Annotated in this window: 20 protein-coding genes and 1 other RNA gene; 9 read left to right on the top strand and 12 right to left on the bottom strand. The window is 55.6% G+C overall.

The features are described 5' to 3' along the window. Window positions 1–18: 18 nt before the first annotated feature. The 3 genes from BFP70_RS14135 to BFP70_RS14125 all read left to right on the top strand — a co-directional run bounded on the left by BFP70_RS14135 (window position 19) and on the right by BFP70_RS14125 (window position 2,751). Entirely contained in the window at window positions 19–1,002 is a 984-nt protein-coding gene (locus BFP70_RS14135; RefSeq protein ID WP_369820209.1) for an ABC transporter permease, read from the top strand. Window positions 1,003–1,096: 94 nt separating this feature from the next. After that, window positions 1,097–1,999: an iron chelate uptake ABC transporter family permease subunit gene (locus tag BFP70_RS14130; protein ID WP_066012340.1), complete on the top strand. Its 903-nt coding sequence runs from the start codon at window positions 1,097–1,099 to the stop codon at window positions 1,997–1,999. Further along, the gene (locus BFP70_RS14125; RefSeq protein ID WP_066012298.1) at window positions 1,996–2,751 is read left to right on the top strand and encodes an ABC transporter ATP-binding protein; all 756 of its coding nucleotides are present in this window, start codon (window positions 1,996–1,998) and stop codon (window positions 2,749–2,751) included. The genes BFP70_RS14130 and BFP70_RS14125 overlap by 4 nt, the downstream gene beginning before the upstream one ends. A gap of 31 nt (window positions 2,752–2,782) precedes the next feature. Here the strand turns inward: BFP70_RS14125 and rsgA are convergent, their stop codons facing one another. The 7 genes from rsgA to ssrA all read right to left on the bottom strand — a co-directional run bounded on the left by rsgA (window position 2,783) and on the right by ssrA (window position 9,152). Continuing rightward, window positions 2,783–3,820 (bottom strand): ribosome small subunit-dependent GTPase A, encoded by a 1,038-nt coding sequence (gene rsgA / locus BFP70_RS14120; RefSeq protein WP_066012339.1) that lies wholly within the window; start codon window positions 3,818–3,820, stop codon window positions 2,783–2,785. Between the two features lie 72 nt (window positions 3,821–3,892). Beyond that, a complete protein-coding gene (locus tag BFP70_RS14115; protein WP_066012297.1) occupies window positions 3,893–4,669 on the bottom strand; it encodes a transglutaminase family protein in 777 nt (258 codons plus the stop codon). 159 nt (window positions 4,670–4,828) lie between these two features. After that, on the bottom strand, window positions 4,829–6,223 hold the full coding sequence (gene fumC / locus BFP70_RS14110; RefSeq protein WP_066012296.1) for a class II fumarate hydratase: 1,395 nt from the start codon (window positions 6,221–6,223) through the stop codon (window positions 4,829–4,831). 169 nt (window positions 6,224–6,392) lie between these two features. Then, window positions 6,393–6,857 carry an SspB family protein gene (locus tag BFP70_RS14105; RefSeq protein WP_066012295.1) on the bottom strand — a complete coding sequence of 155 codons (465 nt, stop codon included), beginning with the start codon at window positions 6,855–6,857 and terminating at the stop codon, window positions 6,393–6,395. A 70-nt stretch (window positions 6,858–6,927) separates the two neighbouring features. Continuing rightward, entirely contained in the window at window positions 6,928–8,151 is a 1,224-nt protein-coding gene (chrA, locus tag BFP70_RS14100) for a chromate efflux transporter (protein WP_255356717.1), read from the bottom strand. A gap of 97 nt (window positions 8,152–8,248) precedes the next feature. Then, on the bottom strand, window positions 8,249–8,677 hold the full coding sequence (locus tag BFP70_RS14095; protein ID WP_066012293.1) for a hypothetical protein: 429 nt from the start codon (window positions 8,675–8,677) through the stop codon (window positions 8,249–8,251). A 121-nt stretch (window positions 8,678–8,798) separates the two neighbouring features. Beyond that, window positions 8,799–9,152: a transfer-messenger RNA gene (gene ssrA / locus BFP70_RS14090) on the bottom strand. Window positions 9,153–9,403: 251 nt separating this feature from the next. Here ssrA and ndk point away from each other — a divergent pair. After that, the gene (gene ndk, locus BFP70_RS14085) at window positions 9,404–9,826 is read left to right on the top strand and encodes a nucleoside-diphosphate kinase (protein ID WP_066012292.1); all 423 of its coding nucleotides are present in this window, start codon (window positions 9,404–9,406) and stop codon (window positions 9,824–9,826) included. A 196-nt stretch (window positions 9,827–10,022) separates the two neighbouring features. On the opposite strand, the gene guaA is transcribed toward ndk, so the two are convergent. Next, complete coding sequence (guaA, locus tag BFP70_RS14080; protein WP_066012291.1) at window positions 10,023–11,585, bottom strand: glutamine-hydrolyzing GMP synthase; 1,563 nt, start codon at window positions 11,583–11,585, stop codon at window positions 10,023–10,025. Window positions 11,586–11,659: 74 nt separating this feature from the next. Further along, entirely contained in the window at window positions 11,660–12,796 is a 1,137-nt protein-coding gene (locus BFP70_RS14075) for a GlxA family transcriptional regulator (RefSeq protein WP_066012290.1), read from the bottom strand. Between the two features lie 242 nt (window positions 12,797–13,038). Here BFP70_RS14075 and BFP70_RS14070 point away from each other — a divergent pair, with 242 nt between their 5' ends. Further along, complete coding sequence (locus BFP70_RS14070) at window positions 13,039–14,409, top strand: class II 3-deoxy-7-phosphoheptulonate synthase (RefSeq protein ID WP_066012289.1); 1,371 nt, start codon at window positions 13,039–13,041, stop codon at window positions 14,407–14,409. A gap of 177 nt (window positions 14,410–14,586) precedes the next feature. Here the strand turns inward: BFP70_RS14070 and BFP70_RS14065 are convergent, their stop codons facing one another. Next, window positions 14,587–15,291 carry a PAS domain-containing protein gene (locus BFP70_RS14065; RefSeq protein ID WP_066012288.1) on the bottom strand — a complete coding sequence of 235 codons (705 nt, stop codon included), beginning with the start codon at window positions 15,289–15,291 and terminating at the stop codon, window positions 14,587–14,589. Window positions 15,292–15,504: 213 nt separating this feature from the next. Between BFP70_RS14065 and BFP70_RS20760 the strand changes: the two genes are divergently transcribed. The 3 genes from BFP70_RS20760 to BFP70_RS14050 are packed head-to-tail and all read left to right on the top strand — an operon-like array spanning window position 15,505 to window position 17,552. Continuing rightward, on the top strand, window positions 15,505–16,395 hold the full coding sequence (locus BFP70_RS20760; protein WP_066012287.1) for a YicC/YloC family endoribonuclease: 891 nt from the start codon (window positions 15,505–15,507) through the stop codon (window positions 16,393–16,395). 3 nt (window positions 16,396–16,398) lie between these two features. Further along, the gene (gene gmk / locus BFP70_RS20755; protein ID WP_066012286.1) at window positions 16,399–17,037 is read left to right on the top strand and encodes a guanylate kinase; all 639 of its coding nucleotides are present in this window, start codon (window positions 16,399–16,401) and stop codon (window positions 17,035–17,037) included. Continuing rightward, on the top strand, window positions 17,034–17,552 hold the full coding sequence (locus tag BFP70_RS14050; RefSeq protein ID WP_066012285.1) for a gamma carbonic anhydrase family protein: 519 nt from the start codon (window positions 17,034–17,036) through the stop codon (window positions 17,550–17,552). Before gmk ends, BFP70_RS14050 begins: the two co-directional genes overlap by 4 nt. Before the next feature lie 4 nt (window positions 17,553–17,556). On the opposite strand, the gene BFP70_RS14045 is transcribed toward BFP70_RS14050, so the two are convergent. Continuing rightward, the gene (locus BFP70_RS14045; RefSeq protein WP_066012284.1) at window positions 17,557–17,958 is read right to left on the bottom strand and encodes a hypothetical protein; all 402 of its coding nucleotides are present in this window, start codon (window positions 17,956–17,958) and stop codon (window positions 17,557–17,559) included. A 173-nt stretch (window positions 17,959–18,131) separates the two neighbouring features. Here BFP70_RS14045 and BFP70_RS14040 point away from each other — a divergent pair, with 173 nt between their 5' ends. Continuing rightward, window positions 18,132–19,187 carry an ATP-binding protein gene (locus BFP70_RS14040; protein ID WP_066012283.1) on the top strand — a complete coding sequence of 352 codons (1,056 nt, stop codon included), beginning with the start codon at window positions 18,132–18,134 and terminating at the stop codon, window positions 19,185–19,187. Window positions 19,188–19,241: 54 nt separating this feature from the next. Here BFP70_RS14040 and BFP70_RS14035 read toward each other — a convergent pair whose 3' ends face one another. After that, window positions 19,242–20,825, bottom strand: a complete 1,584-nt coding sequence (locus BFP70_RS14035; protein WP_066012282.1) for an alpha-glucosidase family protein — start codon at window positions 20,823–20,825, stop codon at window positions 19,242–19,244. Window positions 20,826–20,858 lie beyond the last annotated feature (33 nt).

Genomic DNA, 20,858 nt, shown 5'->3' with positions numbered 1-20,858 from the left:
GACCGAGAGGGCCGGCCCGTGCAAGCACGTAAGAAGATCTTGATCGGGCTTAGCCTGCTTATTTTCATACTCGCCGCGATAAGTGTCTTTATTGGGGTCGCGCAGATGGATCTGTCAGACCCGCGCGGTATGATGATCCTGACCGTATCGCGCATTCCGCGCACGATTGCGGCTTTATTGACAGGTTCGGCCCTTGCGGTGGCCGGGGTTGTGATGCAGCAGATCGTGCGAAACCGCTTCGTTGAACCGGGCACCGCAGGCACTGCCGAAAGCGCGGCATTGGGTCTGTTGGCAGTGACATTGATCGCGCCTCAGGCGTCTATCTGGATCAAGATGGTTGCAGCCAGCGTTTCTGCGCTGATCGGCACCTCAATCTTTGTAAAAATGATCCGCAAGCTCCCTCCACGAGAGGTGCTACTGGTGCCTTTGGCGGGGATTGTGCTGTCGGGGGTGATTGGCGCAATTGTAACATGGATCGGCTGGCAGACGGATATGATGCAATTCATTGCCACCTGGCTGATGACAGGAGAGTTTTCGGGCGTAATCGCTGGGCGGTATGAATTGCTGTGGATCGCGGGGCTTGCCGCCGGGATTGCATTTTTTGCAGCGGACCGTTTCGCGATTTTGGGGCTGGGGCCAGAGGCTGCGACGGCGCTGGGGCTTAGCCCGCGGGCCGTCATGCGTCTGGGGCTGGCCGTTGTGGCCGTGGTCACCGCGATGGTTGTGGTGTCTGTCGGGATGATCCCGTTCGTAGGGCTAGTGGTGCCCAATATCATCGCCCGCCTGATCGGTGACAATCTGCGCGCGGCGCTGCCTGTTACGGCATTGGGGGGTGGGGCTTTGGTTTTGGCCTGCGACATCATCGGGCGGGTTATTGTGGCACCGTTTGAAATCCCGGCAGGGACCATCTTAGGTGTGTTGGGTGCGGGGATATTCCTGTGGCTGTTGTGGCGACCTGCGCGCCCGTCCAAGGCAGCAGCAATGGGGCCGACGGATGTCTGATACAGTGATCGCCCCATCCCAGACCCAGCGCCGGTTTCCGCTGTGGCGTAATCCGATCCTATGGCTGTTCCTGTTGCTGATACTTAGCTGCGCGATGTGGCTATTTCAGGGTATTTCAGGGAATTACGACTTTATCTTAATGTTGCGCGCTAAGAAGCTTGGTGCGTTGATCTGCGTTGGGGCCGCAGTGGCAGTCTCAACGGTGATTTTTCAGACCGTGTCGGCAAATCGAATTTTAACGCCCTCAATCATGGGGTTCGACGCGTTATATGTGATGATGCAAACCCTGTTGGTTGCCAGCTTAGGCGTGGCCGGGTTTGCCGCTTTGGCATCCGCGCCGAAATTTTTGCTGGAAACCGGGCTAATGACCGGGCTGGCGCTGGCGCTGTTTGGCACATTGCTGCATAGGGGCGCACGCGACATTGCCCGGATGATCCTGACCGGGGTGATCCTTGGCACCTTATTTCGCGCTGGATCGGGCCTTTTGGCACGGCTGATGGATCCCAACGCCTATGCCACGGTGCAATCGGTCAGCTTTGCAAATTTTGCCCGTGCGCAAACCGATGTCCTAAGCATAGCCGCTGTGGTTACAGCGCTGGCCTTGGCGGCCGCGATCTGGCTTGGCCCACGTTTGGATGTGTTGGCATTGGGACGTGAACGCGCGATCTCACTGGGCTTACCACATGCGCGGATTGTGATTTTGGCGTTGGTGCTGGTGGCGATCTTGGTGTCCGTGTCGACAGCGCTGGTCGGGCCTGTGGCCTTCTTCGGGCTGATCGTAGCGGGGCTGGCACATATGATTTCCAACCATATGACGGGGGGGGCGCGCCACCGTGTGCTTTTGCCCGTGTCTGCGCTGGTGGCAATTACGATCCTGGTTGTCGGCCAGACCGTGTTTGAACGGCTTTTGGGGCAACAGGCCACCCTATCGGTTGTGATTGAATTTGCCGGAGGCCTGTTTTTCCTGTGGCTGTTGTTGAAAGGCAAGATCCGATGATCGAGATTAAGAACGTCAGCTATGCCATTGGTGGCGCAAAGATTTTGCAAGACATTAACACGGTGATCCCAAAAGGATCTGTCACTGCGTTGATCGGGCCAAACGGGGCTGGAAAATCCAGCCTGCTTAACCTGATCGGCCGGATTGAGCCGCTGCAAACCGGCACAATCGATGTTGACGGACAAAATGTGACAACCTCGCATTCGGGCCGCTTGGCGCGCACGATGGCGTTTTTAGGACAGCATACGGCGGTGGCGTCACGGTTGCGGGTGTCAGAATTGGTCGCCTTTGGCCGTTGGCCCCACTGTCATGGCCGCCCGGGGCCAGAGGATCATGAAAAGGTGGCGGATGCGATTGCGCAATTTTCGCTGCGCGGGCTTGCGGATCGGTTTCTGGATGAGTTGTCGGGCGGTCAGGCGCAACGCGCGCATCTGGCCATGACATTTGCCCAAGACACGCCATGGGTCTTGCTGGATGAGCCGTTGAACAATCTTGATATGGCGCATTCACGGATATTGATGCGCAAGCTTTCCGATCTGCGCGATGCCGGAAAATCCGTGGTGATTGTGGTGCATGATCTTAATCAGGCGGCGGCTTGGGCCGATCATCTGGTTGCCATGAAACATGGCCGTGTTGTGGTTAGCGGCGCCCCGGATGAGGTTCTGACCCCGGATTGGCTGTCCGCCCTGTATGACACTGAGGTTCAGGTTTTGCGCTATGCTGATCGCCCGCTAGTGCTGTCCCATGTCTAGGGGCCTTAGGCCTGGGCCGTGTGCGTAACGATCAACGCCGGCCGCGTTTGCGCGCGGTCTTATTGCCGCGCGGTCCGGTCTCTACTGGGGTGTTCTTTTCGTTTTCCTCGGTCAGTTTGCGCCAACGGTCCAACCGCGCCTGCGTCACCGTGCCATCGACCACTGCGGCCTGCACCGCACAGCCGGGTTCATGCGCATGGGTGCAATTACGAAAATGGCAATCGGCAGCACGTTCCGATATTTCAGAAAATACCGCATCAATGCCCGGACCAATGTCACTGACATGCAAAGTGCGCATTCCGGGCGTGTCGATAACCAAGGCTGCGCCGGGCATTTGATGTAGCGAACGCGCGGTTGTGGTGTGCCTGCCTTTTGCGTCATCTTCGCGAATGCCGCCGGTCAGCTGTGCGTCTTCGTCATCCGGTGTTTTTCCGGTTAAGGTATTAAGAAGCGTCGACTTTCCGACACCCGAAGATCCGATCAATGCCACTGTTTGCCCAGGTGCACACCAGGGCGCAAGCGCAGAGACAGCTTGATCCGACGTGCCATCAACCGCGACGACAGGCAGATCACGCTGCAATGCGCTGGCTTGCGCAATGAAAGGCGCGATGTCATCGACCTGATCGCGTTTGGTCAAGACGATCACCGGTGTTGTCTGGGCCTCATTTGCCAAAGCAAGGTAGCGTTCCAACCGGGCGGGATTGAAATCCTCGTTGCAAGAGGTGGCGATGAACAAGGTGTCCACATTGGCCGCGATCAGCTGCTGTGTCCGCGCGCCCTGGGTGCGCCGTTGCAACAGGCTTTGCCGATCCAGACGACGCAGCAACAGCCCCGTGCCGGGTTCCACCAACACCCAATCGCCCACGGCATAGTCAGATGTGTTCACCCGCACCGAAAGCGAAAGCGCAATTTGCCGCTCGCTTGATTGTGCACGCATTTTCGCGCGATGCACGGACGCGATGCGCATCGGTTCAGCGCCTGCGTCATCAGCCGTAAGCTGGTCGGCAAAATGCGTGGACCAGCCTAGGCTGATCAGGGACGGCGGGTAAGGGGGCGCAATATTTGTCACCCGATCTGAATGCCGCCAGACCACAAGATTTGCAAGATATTCCTGTGGCCTGAACGCTGTTTACATACGAAATCAGACCCGGCTGACACTGACCTGCTGCGTGATCAGCTCTGCCGGGGCATGGGCCTCCATAAAGGCGATATCATAGGCGTCGCGGCCCACGGCAATCACGGCCAGACCATCGGGCGCGCACATGCCTGTGGCGTCAACCAGATGCCACTCACCCGCCAGCCAGACCTGCGCCACGGCATGAAAATCAGGCGGCGTGACATCCGGCCCATAGGCCGCTACGGCCCGCGCAGGGATAGAGGCGGCGCGCGCCAAGGTGCACATCAAATGCGCATAATCACGGCAAACGCCCTGACGCCCGGCGAAGGTTTCCAACACAGTCGTATCCGCGACCGAACTTCCCGGAACATAGGATAGCTCTTCTTCGATCCAGTTGCGCATCGCATCGATCTTGGCGCCGCCCTCCAGATCCTCAAACCGTTTTTCGACGAAGGCTACAAATTTATCCGATTGGCAATAGCGTGAGGGGCGCAGATAGGGCACAACCTCGGCGGGAAGCTGATGAAATTCATCCGCAGCCAGCCCGGATAGCGTGGTATTAGGCCGGGTAATGTCGACGGTGGCAGCGTAATTAAGCACCATCTCTTGGCCCGGAACCTGTGCCCATATCCGTTCGCCCACACCGGAATCACCTGAAATACGGGTGACCGTGGCATCGCCTAAATTCAGTGATTCACTGACGATTTGCTGACCTTCGGTATGGGCGGCCTCGATGACAAGGAAAACGGTATTGGGTGCGGTGAAGCGATAGGTCATGGTCACATCGACAGTGATGCGCATTGAATGTCCGATCCTGAAAGGGCGTGTGAATAGTAAGACTATGACAGGCCAACCCCGGCTGACCCATTCGGTTCCTTAAAAGTCAAACCCCCCGACCATTTGGCCGGGGGGCTATAGATGCTTTCAAACCGTTTTGAAAGCAGACCAAAGCGGTTTGGATTAGCCTTTCGGGCCAATCATTTTCTCGGGACGTACCACTTCGTCAAAGGTTTTTTCATCCACAAAGCCAAGTGCGATGGCTTCTTGTTTCAATGTTGTGCCATTTTTATGGGCGGTTTTGGCAACTTTGGTCGCGTTATCATAACCAATGGTTGGCGCCAGAGCCGTCACCAGCATCAACGATTCATGCAGCAATTTTTCGATGCGCGGCTCATTCGCCTGAATGCCCACAACCATATTGTCAGTAAAGGCTGATGCGCTGTCGCCCAAAAGTTGCATGGATTGCAATACGTTATAGGACATCATCGGATTATAGACGTTGAGTTCAAAATGCCCCTGCGAACCGGCAAAGCCCACCGCTGCGTCATTGCCCATGACATGCGCACAAACCATGGTCAATGCTTCGGCCTGTGTCGGGTTCACCTTGCCCGGCATGATTGATGAGCCCGGCTCATTTTCCGGCAAGATCAATTCACCCAGACCGCAGCGTGGGCCAGACCCTAGAAGACGGATATCATTGGCGATTTTGAACAGAGATGCCGCAACCGTTTTCAACGCACCCGAGAACATGACCATCGCGTCATGACCTGCCAACGCCTCAAATTTATTCGGGGCGGTGACAAAGGGCAGGTCGGTAATTTCCGCCATATTTGCCGCAACCATTTCCGCCCAGCCTTTTTGGGTGTTCAAACCGGTGCCGACAGCGGTGCCGCCCTGCGCCAATTCGTAAATGTCGCCCAGGCACGCTTCGACACGTTCAATGGCTTTGGCCACCTGATGGGTGTAGCCACCAAATTCCTGGCCCAAGGTCAGCGGTGTTGCATCCTGCGTATGGGTGCGGCCGATCTTGATGATATCTTTGAACTCTTCCGATTTCGCGTCCAAAGCCGCGTGCAGCTTTTTCAGCCCTGGCAACAGCACATCGCGCGCCGACATGGCAATGCCAACATGCATCGCCGTCGGGAATGTATCGTTGGACGATTGGCCCATGTTGCAATGGTCATTCGGGTGAACCGGCGATTTAGAGCCCATCTCACCGCCCAGCATTTCGATGGCGCGGTTTGAAATGACCTCATTGGAGTTCATGTTCGACTGCGTGCCTGAACCGGTTTGCCAGACAACCAGCGGGAAGTTGTCATCGAATTTGCCATCAATCACTTCGCCAGCGGCGGCGATGATTGCATCGGCCACTTTGGCATCCATATTGCCCAGCTCTTTATTCGCCATCGCGCAGGCTTTTTTGATTACGCCAAGGGCACGGATGATCGGCACGGGCTGGCGTTCCCAACCGATGGGGAAGTTCAGGATCGAGCGCTGCGTTTGCGCGCCCCAATATTTATCTGCGGGAACTTCAAGCGGACCAAAGCTGTCGGTCTCGGTGCGGGTCGCGGTCATAAGGGCCTCCATGACGTAACCAATAAGTTTGCGTAGCGCGCTGCGCCTAAGGGCATTTCATAGGGGCAGCGCCCAGCGATTGCAAATGGCATACGAATGTATGCAGTAGAAAATTGCGGGAAACATAGGTTGAAAATGACAAAAGGCGACCCTCTGGCCGCCCTTTGCATCATTTTCGGAATTGATCGAGCGAGACAACCTCTGCCTCGGGGCGCTTTTGGGGCACATCTTCGGCCATTGGCGCTTCCTCGTCATCTTCGTCTTCCTCGTCATCATCCATATCCTGGGTTTCAAACCGCAGGCCGAATTCAACGGAAGGATCAACGAATGTCTGAATCGCATCATAGGGGATCGACAGCGGTTCTGGGTTATTGCCAAAATTCAGCGTAACCTCGAACCCGTCATCCGTGACGTTCAGGTTTTCAAACCAATGCTGGATCACGACGGTCATTTCTTCGGGATACCGTTCGCGCAGCCAATCGGCCATATCGACCTCTGGGTGCTGGGTATCAAATGTGATGAAGAAATGATGCGCGCCCGGCAAACCATTCTTGGAGACATCTGACAGCACATCCTGAATCAGGGAGCGCATCGCCTGATGCATCAAATTGCCGTAATCGATTTCGCGCGACATGGACGTCCTCTTGTGGTTCCGCTTGCACTTTTACACAGCATAGGGAATTCCCCGGCCAAGGGAAGACCTGTCACTCGATAAGGTTGCAGATGGCCATGCCACCACCGCAAACTGCGGCTGCGCATAGAACGACCCAAAAGGGCAATTTTCGTTGAATAAGGGCGTAGATACTGGCCAATACCACCGCAGCAACAGGTAACGAAAGCGTGTTGATCTGCGGAACTTGCAGCGCGAACGGTCCAGGCGTGACACCGGCAAACAGAACATGCAGCGCAAACCACACTGAAAGATTGGCGATAACCCCAACAATGGCTGCGGTAACGGCGCGCAAGGCGGCATTGATCCGCGGATGTGTGGTCAGGTTTTCCAGCACAGGTGCCCCGGTAAATACCCACAGAAAACAGGGTACAAAGGTCATCCAAATTGCGATCAGCCAGCCCAGAAGGCCGCCCCAAACCCCGCCAGCATCATGACCAACCAAAAAACCGGTGAAGGCGGTGACCAAAACCAAAGGGCCGGGTGTGGTTTCCGCCAAACCCAAGGCATCAATCATCTGTTTGGGGGTCAGCCAACCATGCATCTCGACCATGGCTTGTGACATCCATGCCAGCAATGCATAGGCGCCGCCGAAGCTGAGCGCAGAAAGTTGCGAAAACAGCCCGGCCAGCTGACCATACAGACTGCTCGTCGCCAGAAGAGCCACAAGCGGCAGTAACCACGCTAAGGCCCAAGGGAACGCATTGCGCCACAGCCTGCGCAGCCCTATCTGCCGATGCGCTCGGGACATGTCTTGGTTGGGCGTTGGGTTCATCCGAAGCGCACCAAAAATCATCGCTGCCGCGATAATGACCGGAAATGGAACCCCAAACACATAAAGCCCAACAAAGCTGCTTACGGCAATTCCCCGTGTCTGCCTATCAGTTAGGGCGCGCTGCGACAGCCGGATAAGCGCCTGACATACAATGGCAATAACGCAGGCTTGCATGCCTATCAACATGCCGTGGACTATGGGGATTTCTTCAAATTCGGTGTAGATCAGCGCCAGGCCTAAGATCACTGCCGCACCGGGCCCAACAAACCACAGGCCCGCGATCACACCGCCCCAAACGCCGCGCAACCGCCATCCGGTATAGGCCGCCAGCTGCATCGCCTCTGGCCCCGGCAACACCATGCAAAAGCTAAGGGCGCGCAAAAATTCTTGCTCCGACAGCCAGCGTTCTTCGCTGACCAGGCTGCGATGTAACAAGGCGATTTGCGCCGCAGGCCCGCCAAATGAGGCCAGGCCGATGCGCATGAACACATGGTTCAATCGGGGCAGGGGAATCGGGTGGGGCATTTGTGATGTCATGCCGTCGACTGTTTCGTGCCGCCATGACAGGGGCAAGACATTGCTACGACAGAGATTCCCCCGACAGGCACAGCGCCACTGTATCGGGCGGTAACAGCCCAAGCTGCGCAAAGAACGAAATCAGATCATAATGGTCATACGAACGAGAGAATTTATCCCCCGTAAAGACCAATGTGGATTGGCCGGTAAAGCTGACTTTGGTGCGGTTTTCGTGACCCATTCCATTGACCTGCACAACAACATGCAAAACATCATCCACCTGTGAATGATATAAAATGTCATAATGGATAGCATCCAGATGCGCATGAACTGCAGGAACCAATTCTGAAATATCGGCCCGTGTCATTTCAAAATCCGCGATCAGCCCAACGGAAACAGCCTCTTGCACCCAAAACCGATCAATCGCTGTAATGTCACCTTGCCGCCAGACCTGATCCAAATAGTCTGAGTAGATGTCGATTTTTTGCCGCAATGATGCTCTCCCACGATGGGGGGAGTAGACAGATTGTTGATTGATGTAAGGTTAATTTTCACCCCTAAAGTGAATAATATAATCATGCTCAACTTTTGCATGCATTACAAAATAGGGGGAAGGTGCAGGATTCTGTTGCAAGGCTCCTGCGGGCCCCGCCTTACGCTGCTAGGCGCAAGGAGTTAGGTTTCGGTACTCGAACTGCTTACGCAGCAAGAGCCACCGGAGCACGGTTGTCGTTTGCAACTGTACGTTTCGCACCGATAACGGTGGTAGCTCACCGAGACAAAGCTTACATCTTTAAACGTTCGTCGATCCTATTTCGGCCCCAAGATCCCAAACGATAGGATGATTGGTGGAGCCGCCGGGTACCGCCCCCGGGTCCGATCCGTGTATTACATGCGCGTTTATGTCCATAGTCCGAGCGAACCCGAACAAGATTGATATAGGGGAGGCAGTTGCAGGTTTCAAGGCAAACCGTTGCGCGCCATGATGCATTTCGCTTGCAATGCGGCGGGCAAACAGCCTTAACACTGCAGTCATGACTTTACGTTACCTGTGGGCGCAAACACGGGCAGAGCGCGATTGCAACCTGTCATAAAAACTTGCTTGACCTGTTCTTTTGAGGGGCTTTTCAACTCGCTACCCGCATGATAGCACGCCACAGACCGATTTTACGGACCAATTAATCAAACATATGGTCCACCTAACCAAAGGGGCACTTCCATGGCCGTCGAACGCACTCTGTCGATCATCAAACCCGACGCAACCCGCCGTAACCTGACCGGCAAAATCAACGCCAAGTTTGAAGAAGCAGGCCTGCGCATCGTAGCGCAAAAGCGCATCAAACTGTCGATGGAACAGGCTGGTAAATTCTACGAAGTTCACAAAGACCGCCCCTTTTACGGCGAATTGTGTGAATTCATGGCGTCCGAGCCAGTGGTTGTTCAGGTTCTTGAAGGCGAAGGCGCCATCTTGAAAAACCGCGAAGTCATGGGCGCAACCAATCCGGCAGACGCGGCAGAAGGCACGATCCGTAAGGAATACGCGCTCTCCGTTGGAGAAAACTCGGTTCATGGTTCTGACGCACCAGAAACAGCTGCTGAAGAAATTGCGTTCTACTTCTCGGGTCTTGAACTGGTTGGCTGATCGCTGATTGACCGGGGCCAAGGGCGCTGGTGACAGATTTTGAAAGGCTGCATCCATTCGGGTGTAGCCTTTTTCTTTGCCCGTTGGTCGCAGTTATGGTGGTCATACAGCCCCGTTGCGCCACAAACGAAAATCCCCCACCGCCGGCTGGGCGATAGGGGACAAAAGGCAATCTATTGCGTGTGAGTGGCGGGGGTTATTCCCACTCAATCGTGCCGGGGGGCTTCGATGTAATGTCATAGGTCACACGGTTGATGCCTTTGACTTCATTGATGATCCGCGTTGCCGTCTCACCCAGGAACTCATGGGTGAACGGGTAATAATCCGCAGTCATACCGTCGACTGAGGTGACCGCCCGCAATGCACAGGCGTAATCATAGGTCCGCCCATCACCCATCACGCCAACCGTGCGCACAGGTAAAATCGCCACAAAAGCCTGCCAGATATCATCATACAGCCCGTGTTTGCGGATCTGATCGATATAGACAGCATCGGCCTTCTGCAAAATGGCCAGCTTTTCGCGGGTGATTTCACCGGGGCAACGGATGGCCAGTCCCGGACCGGGGAAGGGATGGCGCCCGATGAAATCGGCAGGCAGGCCCAGCTCACGCCCCAAGGCGCGCACTTCGTCCTTGAACAATTCACGCAGCGGCTCAACCAGTTTCAGGCCCATTTTTTCAGGCAGTCCACCGACGTTATGGTGCGATTTGATCGTCACCGACGGTCCACCCGAGAAGCTGACCGATTCAATCACATCGGGATATAGCGTGCCTTGGGCAAGAAATTCTGCGCCCTCGATCTCATTCGCGTATTTTTGGAAGACGTCGATGAACAGCTTGCCAATGGTCTTACGTTTGACCTCTGGGTCGGACACGCCTTCCAGCGCACCGATGAACAGATCTGCCTCATCTGCGGCAATCAATTTGATATTGTAATTGTCGCGGAACATTTTGACGACTTCTGCCGCCTCATTTTGGCGCAGCAACCCGTGGTCTACAAAGACACAGGTCAGCTGTTCGCCAATAGCCTCATGCAGCAAAATCGCGGTGACAGAGCTGTCAACGCCGCCGGACAAACCACAGATGACCTGTTTGTCGCCCACCTGCTCACGGATCGTTTTAATGGCTTCTTCGCGATAGGCGGCCATGGTCCAGTCGCCGGTAAACCCAGCCATGCGAACAAAGTTTTCCAGCAACGCTTTGCCATTGGGCGTGTGATGCACCTCTGGGTGAAACTGCACAGCGTAGAATTTGCGCGATTCGTCAGCGGTGATTGCGAAAGGCGCATTGGGGGAGGTTCCGATAACCTCAAACCCCGGTGCCAATGCGGTTACACGGTCGCCGTGGCTCATCCAAACTTGTTCACGGCCCTCTGTCAGGAACAGACCGGCAAAAATACCGTCAAGCTTGTGATCGGCGGTCGGTGCGACATAGGCGCGGCCATATTCCGCGTGGTGGCCGGCTTCGACCTTGCCGCCCAGCTGTTCCATCATGACCTGTTGGCCATAGCAGATCCCAAAGATCGGCAGCCCCATATCAAACAGGGCTTGCGGCGCGCGAGGGGAACCGTCGCGCGTCACGCTGTCAGGTCCGCCAGACAGGATCACCGCAAGCGGCGCGATCTCTTGGATCACGGCTTCGGTCACGGCCTGATAGGGGCGGATTTCGCAGAAGATATTCAGTTCGCGCAGGCGACGCGCAATCAGCTGCGTAACCTGAGAACCGAAATCGATGATGAGGAGAGTCTGATGCTGTGCCATGGCCAGCCTTTAGGCGGCACAACGTCCAAAAGCAATAAGATTCGCGCGATTATGCCGGCGTTTGGGGTGGATTTTCATTCCGTTTCATCAGTGTCAAAATCTTCTTCCTCATCCTCCAGGTCAAGGAATTCGCTGATGGGTTCCAGCGCCAGCGCCTCCACCATCGGCAGATCGGGGATATCATCGGGACCAGATGAGGCTCCGCGTTCGCGATAGGGCGTCGTGTTGTAATGGGCCCGGTAACATTTGGAAAAATGTGAGGGTGAGGCAAAGCCACAGGCTAGCGCCACATTGATCACCGACATTTCCGTTTGCATCAACAGGTTGCGGGCCTTTTGTAACCTAAGTTCCATATAATACCGCTTGGGTGATCGGTTCAGATAGCGCCGGAACAATCGCTCCAATTGCCGGGTGGACATGCCCACTTCTGCGGCCAGACGGGCGGGGCTGATCGGATCTTCGATATTGGCCTCCATCCGGCCGATCACCTGCGCCAATTTCGGATGGCGCACCCCGATACGGGTTGGAATCGACAGGCGTTGGCTGTCTTTATCGGTCCGAATGGAGGTGTAGATCAGCTGATCGGCGACAGTATTTGCCATGACTTCCCCATGGTCGCGCGCCAAGATCCGCAACATCAAATCCAAGGCCGCTGTGCCACCCGCTGTGGTGATCCGATTGCCATCAATCACATAGACGGATTTAGACAACTCCACCTCGGTGAACTCTTCCTCGAACGCGTCTTGATTCTCCCAATGGATAGTGGCGCGTTTTCCATCCAGTAACCCAGCTTGCGCCAAGGCCCATGCGCCGGTGCACAGCCCCCCGATAGAGGCACCGCGCCGCGCCTCGCGGCGGAGCCAATTCACGATCGGTTTATCGATCGCTTCCACCACATCGATGCCACCGCAGACCAACACCGTTTCATCGCGGGTGATTTCATCCAAGCCCATGCCGACATGAAGCGTCACGCCATTGGAGCAGGTGACATCTTTTGCCCCGGCGGAAGCCAAAACCCATTCATACAGGGTTTGGCCCGACACCTGATTTGCCAGCCGCAAGGGTTCAATTGCCGATGTCATTGCCATCATCGTGAACCGATCAAGCAATAAAAACACGAATTTACGCGGGCGTTCCTGCGGGGGTAGCCGATGCGAGCCATAGGACGGCGCTGGTCTGGTGGAGCCACGGGGCTGGGGCGGTTTCGACATATCCGGCCTTGCACTGATCTGTGTAATAACTTTTTGACACAAACAGGGAAATCCCTCCGCCGCAAGGGGCGCTGACCTATGTGCGATCATTCTCTTATGCTTTGGTCGCGTTTGCGCTTTTGTGCGTCGCAATTTCAAACCGTTTCATGGGATTTGCGGGTGCGCATCGTGATTTAAGGGTTTGTTCTCGCTAACAGCCGCGTTACAACGCCCAACAACGAAGAAGCCTGCTGGAGGATGTTATGGCTGAGGGATGGAAAAAATCGGACTGGCGCGCAAAACCGCGGGTGCAGATGCCGGATTATCCCGACGCACAGGCGCTTAACGGTGTAGAGGAAACTCTGGGCCGGATGCCACCGCTGGTTTTCGCGGGTGAGGCACGGCGTTTGCGGTCGGAACTGGCAAAAGCAGCACGTGGCGAGGCGTTTTTGCTGCAAGGTGGCGATTGCGCCGAAAGCTTTGCGGAATTTGGGGCGGATAACATCCGCGACACATTTAAAGTTATGCTGCAAATGGCCATCGTTTTGACATGGGGCGCGAAAGTGCCTGTGGTGAAACTGGGCCGCATGGCGGGGCAATTTGCCAAGCCGCGATCTGCCGCGACCGAGACCGTAAATGGGGTAGAACTGCCCAGCTATCGTGGTGATATCATCAACGGGTTTGACTTTACCGAAGGGGCACGCGTTCCCGATCCGGCACGCATGTTGCAAGCCTATACACAGGCTGCTGCGTCGTTGAACCTGTTGCGTGCCTTTTCGACGGGTGGCTATGCTGATATCCATCGCGTGCATTCATGGATGGCTGGTTTCACCGATGAACCCGCAGCTGCACGCTATAAGAAAATCGCAGAACGTATTGAAGATGCGATGGATTTCATGACCGCTGCTGGGGTGACATCAAACACCGCACATGAGCTTTCGAGCGTTGATTTCTATACATCGCATGAAGCGCTGCTGCTGGAATATGAAGAGGCGCTGTGCCGCACCGATACCACCACCGGTTTGCCGGTTGCGGGGTCTGGCCATATGATTTGGATCGGTGATCGTACACGTCAGCCCGATGGCGCACATGTTGAATTCTGCCGTGGGGTTCAAAACCCTATCGGTTTGAAATGTGGTCCTTCGACAACGGCTGAGGATCTGAAAGTTCTGATGCACAAGCTGAACCCGGCGAATGAGGCGGGGCGTTTGACACTAATCGCGCGGTTCGGCGCGGGCAAAGTGGCAGACCATCTGCCGCGTTTGATTGAAACCGTGAAATCAGAAGGTGCCAATGTGGTTTGGTCGTGTGACCCGATGCATGGCAATACGATCAAATCCGCGTCTGGCTATAAAACCCGGCCTTTCGACTCGGTCTTGCAAGAGGTCCGTGAATTCTTTGCTTGCCATAATGAGGCCGGCACAATTCCTGGCGGCGTTCATTTCGAGATGACGGGCAAAGACGTTACCGAATGCACTGGCGGCGTGCGCGCGGTCACGGATGAGGATCTGTCGAGCCGATATCACACTGCCTGCGATCCACGTTTGAACGCATCGCAAGCGTTGGAGCTGGCGTTCCTTGTGGCGGAAGAGCTGTCGAACCGGCGTCAAGCGGTCAAAGACATCGCCGTTTGACATACAGCGATAGTAACGGATTGAAACGCGGCCGTTTGGTCGCGTTTTTTAATGAATTCAGTTGATTGCGTCAAAAAGTTAAGATGATTTCATAACCAAACAGCCCCGGCTTTCTGCCGAGGCTGCGCTTCATTCTGAAGGGGTCTGAGGCCCTGAAACGAAGGATCGGCGTCCCGATCAGTCGTTGGTTACAATCCGGAACATCGCGCGGCGTTCTTCTGGGGTGTCTTGTGTAGGTGCAATCGGCGCGGCCGGACGGCGCGGTGGGGCTGCGAATGTCGGCGCATCTTCGGCAAACCCAAGCTGGGCAGGGCGCACAGGCTCTTTCGTTTGGGTTGGCTTGCCGGTTTCAATCGGCATGATCCGGGCTGCGGCCACTTCAAACCGGCGGGGTGTGCGGCCCATCGAAGCGCCTTCGGCAACAAAGCATCCCAAGGCACGGCTGATGTCGCCAAGATCTGATTTAAGAGGCAAAATCAACAGCTTGCCTTTCAGTGGCGGTTTGCCGATGCCGGTTTCGGCCACCAGATCCAATTCAACGATTGCCGGGTTTTGAAAGGCGGCTTCGGTGGCTTCGGCCACTTTCTTACGGCCTTTGGGTGCAAACATCGCCGTCAACGGCATACCGCGCACTTCCATGCCCATCAGATCGTTCAGATGCATCCCGGCCAGGCGGAACCGGCCCATGCCCGGCGCCACACGTTCAATGATAAATGCATATTCCAGGGCGCGTTCGATACCGCGTGGATCAATGTCAGAGCGCGCCGGAACCTGACGCCCCATGCGAAGGGCTTCCCAATAGGCGCGCATTTCTGCGCAAATCTGAGCGGCTTTTGCTGGAAGTTCCATCTGAACAACTTTCTGATCGATCTCGCGCGTCATGCTTTTAATCCTGTTACTGGTCCCGGTCGCCGCAGCGCCGCATGTGTCTGGTCGCCTCCCTGCCGCCTTCTGCGGATCCGGTCTTTCTGTTGACCCGGGGGATGAAATGCTTACTGAACTCTTAATACGCCATTTCTTCGCCATGTGGTGAACTAAACCGTTAAATGGTTAAGACACATAAGAGCGCAGTTTACCGCGCAAGGACAGGATAAGATGCTTCGGTCAATGACAGGGTTTTCCGCCCAAAAAGGCAGCGGATATGGTGTCGATTGGATATGGGAAATCCGCGCCGTCAACGGTAAGGGGCTGGATCTGCGCCTGCGCCTGCCCGAGATCGAAGGGCTGGAACCCGCCGTCAGATCCCTTGCACAAAAGGGTTTGGCACGCGGAAATGTCTCAATAAATCTGCGTTTGAACCGCGAAGACGGCACTGAATTTCCGACGGTCAACCCCACAGGATTGGCGGCGGCTTTGCAGGCCTTGGCGGATGTTGAACAGGCCGCTGCACAAAACGGCGTCACTTTGGCGCCATCTCGGGCGGTGGACATAATTCCGATGCGCGGCGTTCTTGATCACTCCGTTAAGGATAAACAAGACGTGAGCGAATTGCGGAAAGGAATTCTTAATGATTTCGAAGCAGCGCTTTCAGCCTTTCAACTGAGTCGCGAATCTGAAGGGGCAGAGATTTCCAAGGTCATTGATCGGCAGCTGCAGATGATTGATCAGCTAACGGCGCGGGCGACAACTTTGGCACAAGGGCGCAAAGCGACATGGGCAAAGACCCTGAGCACCGCTTTGGCACGAATTGTGGAGGCTGCACCCGCGGCCGATCCCGCGCGCGTTACACAAGAGCTGGCACTATTGGCGATCAAGTCCGATATCACCGAAGAATTGGACCGGCTTCACGCGCATGTTCGGTCCGGGCTTACACTGCTAGACACATCTGGCCCGATCGGTCGCAAATTTGAATTCCTTACTCAGGAATTTATGCGCGAAGCCAATACGCTGTGTTCCAAATCCGGCGACGCCGACTTGACCGCGATTGGGCTTGAACTGAAACATGTCATCGATCAGATGCGAGAGCAGATTCAGAACGTGGAGTAACCCATGCAAAACCGACGCGGTATGCTTATCATCCTTTCATCACCTTCGGGCGCGGGAAAATCGACGCTTGCGCGGCGGTTGATCACTTGGGATCCCAGCCTGAGGTTTTCTGTTTCGGCCACAACGCGGGCCCCGCGCAGCGGTGAAACCGATGGTGTTGAATATTATTTCCGTTCCAAAGAGCAGTTCGACGCGATGGTTCAGGCTGACGAAATGCTTGAACATGCCGAAGTCTTTGGAAATTGCTACGGCACCCCAAAAGGGCCGGTGCAACAGGCGCAGTCTGAAGGCCGCGATACGCTATTTGATATTGACTGGCAGGGCGGGCAGCAGATCCGCAATTCGACATTGGGCAAGGATGTCGTTTCAATCTTCATTCTTCCGCCATCAATCCCTGAATTGGAAAGCCGGTTGCGCAGCCGCGCGCAAGACAGCGAAGAGGTAATCGCAGGGCGTATGGCAAAATCGCAAAGCGAGATCAGCCATTGGGCGGAATATGATTATGTTCTGGTCAATCGTGATTTGGATGAGGCGGAAGATGAGCTGAAGACAATTTTGCGTGCTGAACGAATGCGCCGCGATCGTCAGCCCGCTTTGACCGATGTGGTGCGCGTTCTGAACAAGGAATTTGACGCGCGATGATCTATGACCTTAATGGGATTGCGCCGCAGATTGGGGCAGGCGTCTGGGTGGCACCCGATGCGAATGTGATCGGGCGCGTGGTGCTGGAAGACGAGGCCTCGGTTTGGTTTGGCTGCACATTGCGCGGTGATAATGAAGAAATCCGCATCGGGCAGGGATCTAATATTCAAGAGAATGTTGTGATCCACACTGATATTGGTTTTCCGCTACATGTGGGGAGCGATTGCACTGTCGGTCACAAGGCCATGCTGCATGGGTGTATCATTGGCGATGGCAGTTTGATCGGCATGGGGGCGACGATTTTGAACGGTGCAAAGATCGGGCGTGGCTGCCTGATTGGTGCAGGTGCCCTGATTACCGAAGGTAAAAGCATTCCCGATGGATCGCTTGTGATGGGGGTGCCCGGGAAGGTCGTGCGTCAGCTGGATGATGCGGCACGCGCAAAGCTATTGGCTTCGGCTGCGGGGTATCGTGCCAATGCCAAACGCTTCGCCACTGGTTTGCGGACCGTGTAGGCGTTTATTGCTGCGTGTCCTCTGGGTCGATTTGATAGACCTCGAAATTTAGCTCTGGCCAGATCGTTGCGACCTCTTTGCAGATTACATGCACATCCGGCAGGCGCGGCGTATAGGCGCGCAGATGCCCCCGATACCCTAATGATTGTAGCCTGCGGGTCAGATCCAGAATGTCGAATTCTGCGGTCAGCAGCGGTGATAACACCACATGCGGCGCGGTGCGGGTCAAAAATTCGCTATCCAGTGAACGCAGCCGTGCAATGGTGATAGAGACACCTGTCACGCCGCGCAGCGCCAGCGGTAGCTCTTGTGACGGTTCAATCACAAGAATACGCCGGTTTTGCGACGAAGCAGCAGGGTTGTGCGGCGGCAGATTGCCAAGCCAGTTCCGGTCCATGGGTGACATGGTCTCGTCCCAAACTTTTTGAGGGTGTCTTCGCGCGGTGGAGGCGGTCGACAACATCCGTTGAGTCATAGTGGCGGCATCTCGTTAAGAAAACTTCATCTGCGTAACGACTCCAATGGTTTACTCCGACGCAGCATTGGTCAAGTCTGCCAGAGAAATTAAGGAGGTCGATTATGACGCTATCGGCAACAATATCCATTTTGCAGGCGGTTCCTTCACCGATCCTGATCATTGACCCAGATGAACGTGTTGTGCAGTGCAACGGGGCGGCCAGAACATTATTCGGCGGCGATGTCACAGGGCGCGCTTTTGTCACCGTTTTGCGTCAACCCGCTATCGGACTGATTCTTGAGGCCGCTTTGGTGCAAAACCGCTCTGATCAGTCAGAGGTGCGTATCGCGCCGGGAAAACGCGAAATGATCGCGATGATCACCGCGACACCGCTGGCACCCGAACCCGGTGGTTTGGTGCCAAAAGGTGGTGCACTGCTGTCTTTTCAAGATGTTACTGACCAACGTGAAGCCGAAGCCATCCGCCGTGATTTTGTTGCGAATGTCAGTCATGAATTGCGCACGCCGCTAACTGCGCTTTCGGGTTTTATTGAAACGCTGCGCGGGGCGGCGCGTGATGACCCCAAAGCACGCGATCGATTCCTGGCAATTATGGAGCGCGAGGCGCAGCGGATGAATCGGTTGGTGGATGATCTGCTTTCGCTTAGTCGGGTAGAGTCAGAAGAGCGCCGCCGACCGACCGAAAAGATTGATCTTTCTGCCGTGCTGAAGGGTGCGATGCAGGCGCTGTCGCCAGTGGCGCAGGCGCAAAAGGTGGAATTGCTTCGGGAAGGTAAGCAAGGGACTTTGCCCGTCGTGGGGGATCCCGATCAGTTAACGCAGGTTTTCACCAATTTGATCGAGAACGGGATCAAATATGGCGGCGCGGGCGGTGTGCTGCGCTTGCGCGTGGACCCGATTGACCGTGAACCCGTGCTGGGCGGTGCCGCCTGGCGTGTGACCGTAGAAGACGAAGGAGATGGAATTGATGAAATTCACCTGCCGCGACTGACAGAACGGTTTTACCGCGTCGATACGCATCGTTCGCGCGAACAGGGGGGGACCGGGCTTGGTCTGGCAATTGTGAAACATATTATTTCACGCCACCGGGGCCGGATGCGGGTGGAAAGCAAAAAGGGCGAAGGCACGCGGTTTATCATTTTATTGCCGGTGGCATAGCGGATAGGGCATAAGAAAGGGGGCTGGATGTCCCCCTTTGTGGTTGCGGGCGTCTTAAGTCATCCAGGCCACACCATTCGGCCCCAATGTCAGCATCCCATCAGCCAATGTCGCGGCACGGCTTGGCCCGAACACGGCACCGTCCGGCGCAGGCAAAGATTGCGTTTGCGCGCTAAGGTTAAACACACATGTCACGGTCTGTGTTGATGTGATCCGCTTGAACGCCATTAGCGGCGCTTCCAGCGACAAGAACTCTGTCGTGCCGCTTTGCAAGGCCGCCGTGGTTTTACGAAAGGCCAATACGGCGCGGTAATGCGCCAAGACGCTGTCAGCCCCGTCTTGCAATGACACAGCGCGCGCCGCCTGTGGGGCCTTGACCGGCAACCACGGTGTGCCAGAGGTAAAGCCCGCATCGGCGCTTTGGTCCCAAACCATTGGCGTGCGGCACCCATCGCGGCCCTTGTTTTCTGGCCAAAAGCGCAGACCGGGCGGGTCGGTCAGCTCATGATATTCCAAAGTTGTCTCGGTCAGGCCCAGCTCTTCGCCCTGATACAGGCCGATCGTCCCCTGAAATGAGGCCAGCATCGAAATCGCCAGTTTCGCAATATCATCTTGGGTGCCATAGTTCGCCCAACGGGTGACATGGCGCTCCACATCATGGTTAGAGAACGACCAGCTTGGCCAGCCATCGGGCGCATTTTTAAAGAACCCTTCGATGATCGTGCGGTAGTGATCTGGCGTAAAGGCCGGGCCAAGCATATCAAAGCTATAGGCCATATGCAGTCGGTCGGTGCCTTTGGTATAGGCTTCCATGATCGCCAAGGCCCGGTGCGGTGCATCACCGACCTCTCCGATCAGACAGCGATCGTCATATTCATCCAGCAAGCTGCGCATGCGCTTCAAAAAGGTCAGGTTTTCTGGCCGGTTCTTGTCGTATTCGTGATCTTGCATGTCATATGTGTTCACCGGCGGCCAGCGCCCACCATCGGGCGCCATCGCCGGGTTGTCGCGTAATTGCGCATCGTGGAAATAGTAATTGACCGTGTCCAATCGGAAACCGTCCACGCCGCGCTCCAGCCAGAACCGCAAAACATCCAGCAGCTCATCTTGTACGGCCGGATTGTGCATATTCAGGTCGGGCTGTTCGATCAGGAAGTTATGTAGATAATATTGCCGATTTTCTGGCGCATATTCCCATGATGACCCGCCAAAAACAGAGAGCCAATTATTAGGCGGCGCGCCATCTTCCTTAGGATCCGCCCAGACATACCAATCTTTCTTCGCCCCGCCTTTTTTCGCATCCTGAAACCACGGATGTTTGTCTGAACTGTGCGAAATCACCTGATCAATGATGACTTTCAGCCCCAGCGCATGGGCGCGGGTCACCAAGGCATCGAAATCGGCCAATGTGCCAAACAACGGATCGATGTCGCGGTAATTGGCAACATCATAGCCCATATCCGCCATAGGCGAGGTAAAAATAGGTGACAGCCAGATCGCATCTGCACCCAGATTGGCCACATGATCTAACCGGCGGGTAATACCCGGCAGATCGCCAATCCCGTCACCATTATCATCTTGAAAACTCCGCGGATAAATCTGGTAAATAACCGCGCCGCGCCACCATTCATTGCTCATGTGCAAGCTCTCCTGAGGTTGATCTATTCACGC

The sequence above is a fragment of the Thioclava sp. SK-1 genome (assembly GCF_001705665.1).
GTDB lineage: Bacteria > Pseudomonadota > Alphaproteobacteria > Rhodobacterales > Rhodobacteraceae > Thioclava.
The sequence above is the reverse complement of the archived record's forward strand: the minus strand, read 5'-3'. Positions and strand labels throughout refer to the sequence as shown.

Coding starts and splice junctions, on each gene's coding strand:
- BFP70_RS14130 (WP_066012340.1), top strand. CDS start 1,097: ATGTGGCTATTTCAGGGTATTTCAGGGAATTACGACTTTATCTTAATG.
- BFP70_RS14125 (WP_066012298.1), top strand. CDS start 1,996: ATGATCGAGATTAAGAACGTCAGCTATGCCATTGGTGGCGCAAAGATT.
- BFP70_RS14115 (WP_066012297.1), bottom strand. CDS start 4,669: ATGCGCATCACTGTCGATGTGACCATGACCTATCGCTTCACCGCACCC.
- fumC (WP_066012296.1), bottom strand. CDS start 6,223: ATGACCGCGACCCGCACCGAGACCGACAGCTTTGGTCCGCTTGAAGTT.
- BFP70_RS14105 (WP_066012295.1), bottom strand. CDS start 6,857: ATGTCGCGCGAAATCGATTACGGCAATTTGATGCATCAGGCGATGCGC.
- chrA (WP_255356717.1), bottom strand. CDS start 8,151: ATGCGCATCGGCCTGGCCTCATTTGGCGGGCCTGCGGCGCAAATCGCC.
- ndk (WP_066012292.1), top strand. CDS start 9,404: ATGGCCGTCGAACGCACTCTGTCGATCATCAAACCCGACGCAACCCGC.
- guaA (WP_066012291.1), bottom strand. CDS start 11,585: ATGGCACAGCATCAGACTCTCCTCATCATCGATTTCGGTTCTCAGGTT.
- BFP70_RS14075 (WP_066012290.1), bottom strand. CDS start 12,796: ATGTCGAAACCGCCCCAGCCCCGTGGCTCCACCAGACCAGCGCCGTCC.
- BFP70_RS14070 (WP_066012289.1), top strand. CDS start 13,039: ATGGCTGAGGGATGGAAAAAATCGGACTGGCGCGCAAAACCGCGGGTG.
- BFP70_RS14065 (WP_066012288.1), bottom strand. CDS start 15,291: ATGACGCGCGAGATCGATCAGAAAGTTGTTCAGATGGAACTTCCAGCA.
- BFP70_RS20760 (WP_066012287.1), top strand. CDS start 15,505: ATGCTTCGGTCAATGACAGGGTTTTCCGCCCAAAAAGGCAGCGGATAT.
- gmk (WP_066012286.1), top strand. CDS start 16,399: ATGCAAAACCGACGCGGTATGCTTATCATCCTTTCATCACCTTCGGGC.
- BFP70_RS14050 (WP_066012285.1), top strand. CDS start 17,034: ATGATCTATGACCTTAATGGGATTGCGCCGCAGATTGGGGCAGGCGTC.
- BFP70_RS14045 (WP_066012284.1), bottom strand. CDS start 17,958: ATGTCACCCATGGACCGGAACTGGCTTGGCAATCTGCCGCCGCACAAC.
- BFP70_RS14040 (WP_066012283.1), top strand. CDS start 18,132: ATGACGCTATCGGCAACAATATCCATTTTGCAGGCGGTTCCTTCACCG.
- BFP70_RS14035 (WP_066012282.1), bottom strand. CDS start 20,825: ATGAGCAATGAATGGTGGCGCGGCGCGGTTATTTACCAGATTTATCCG.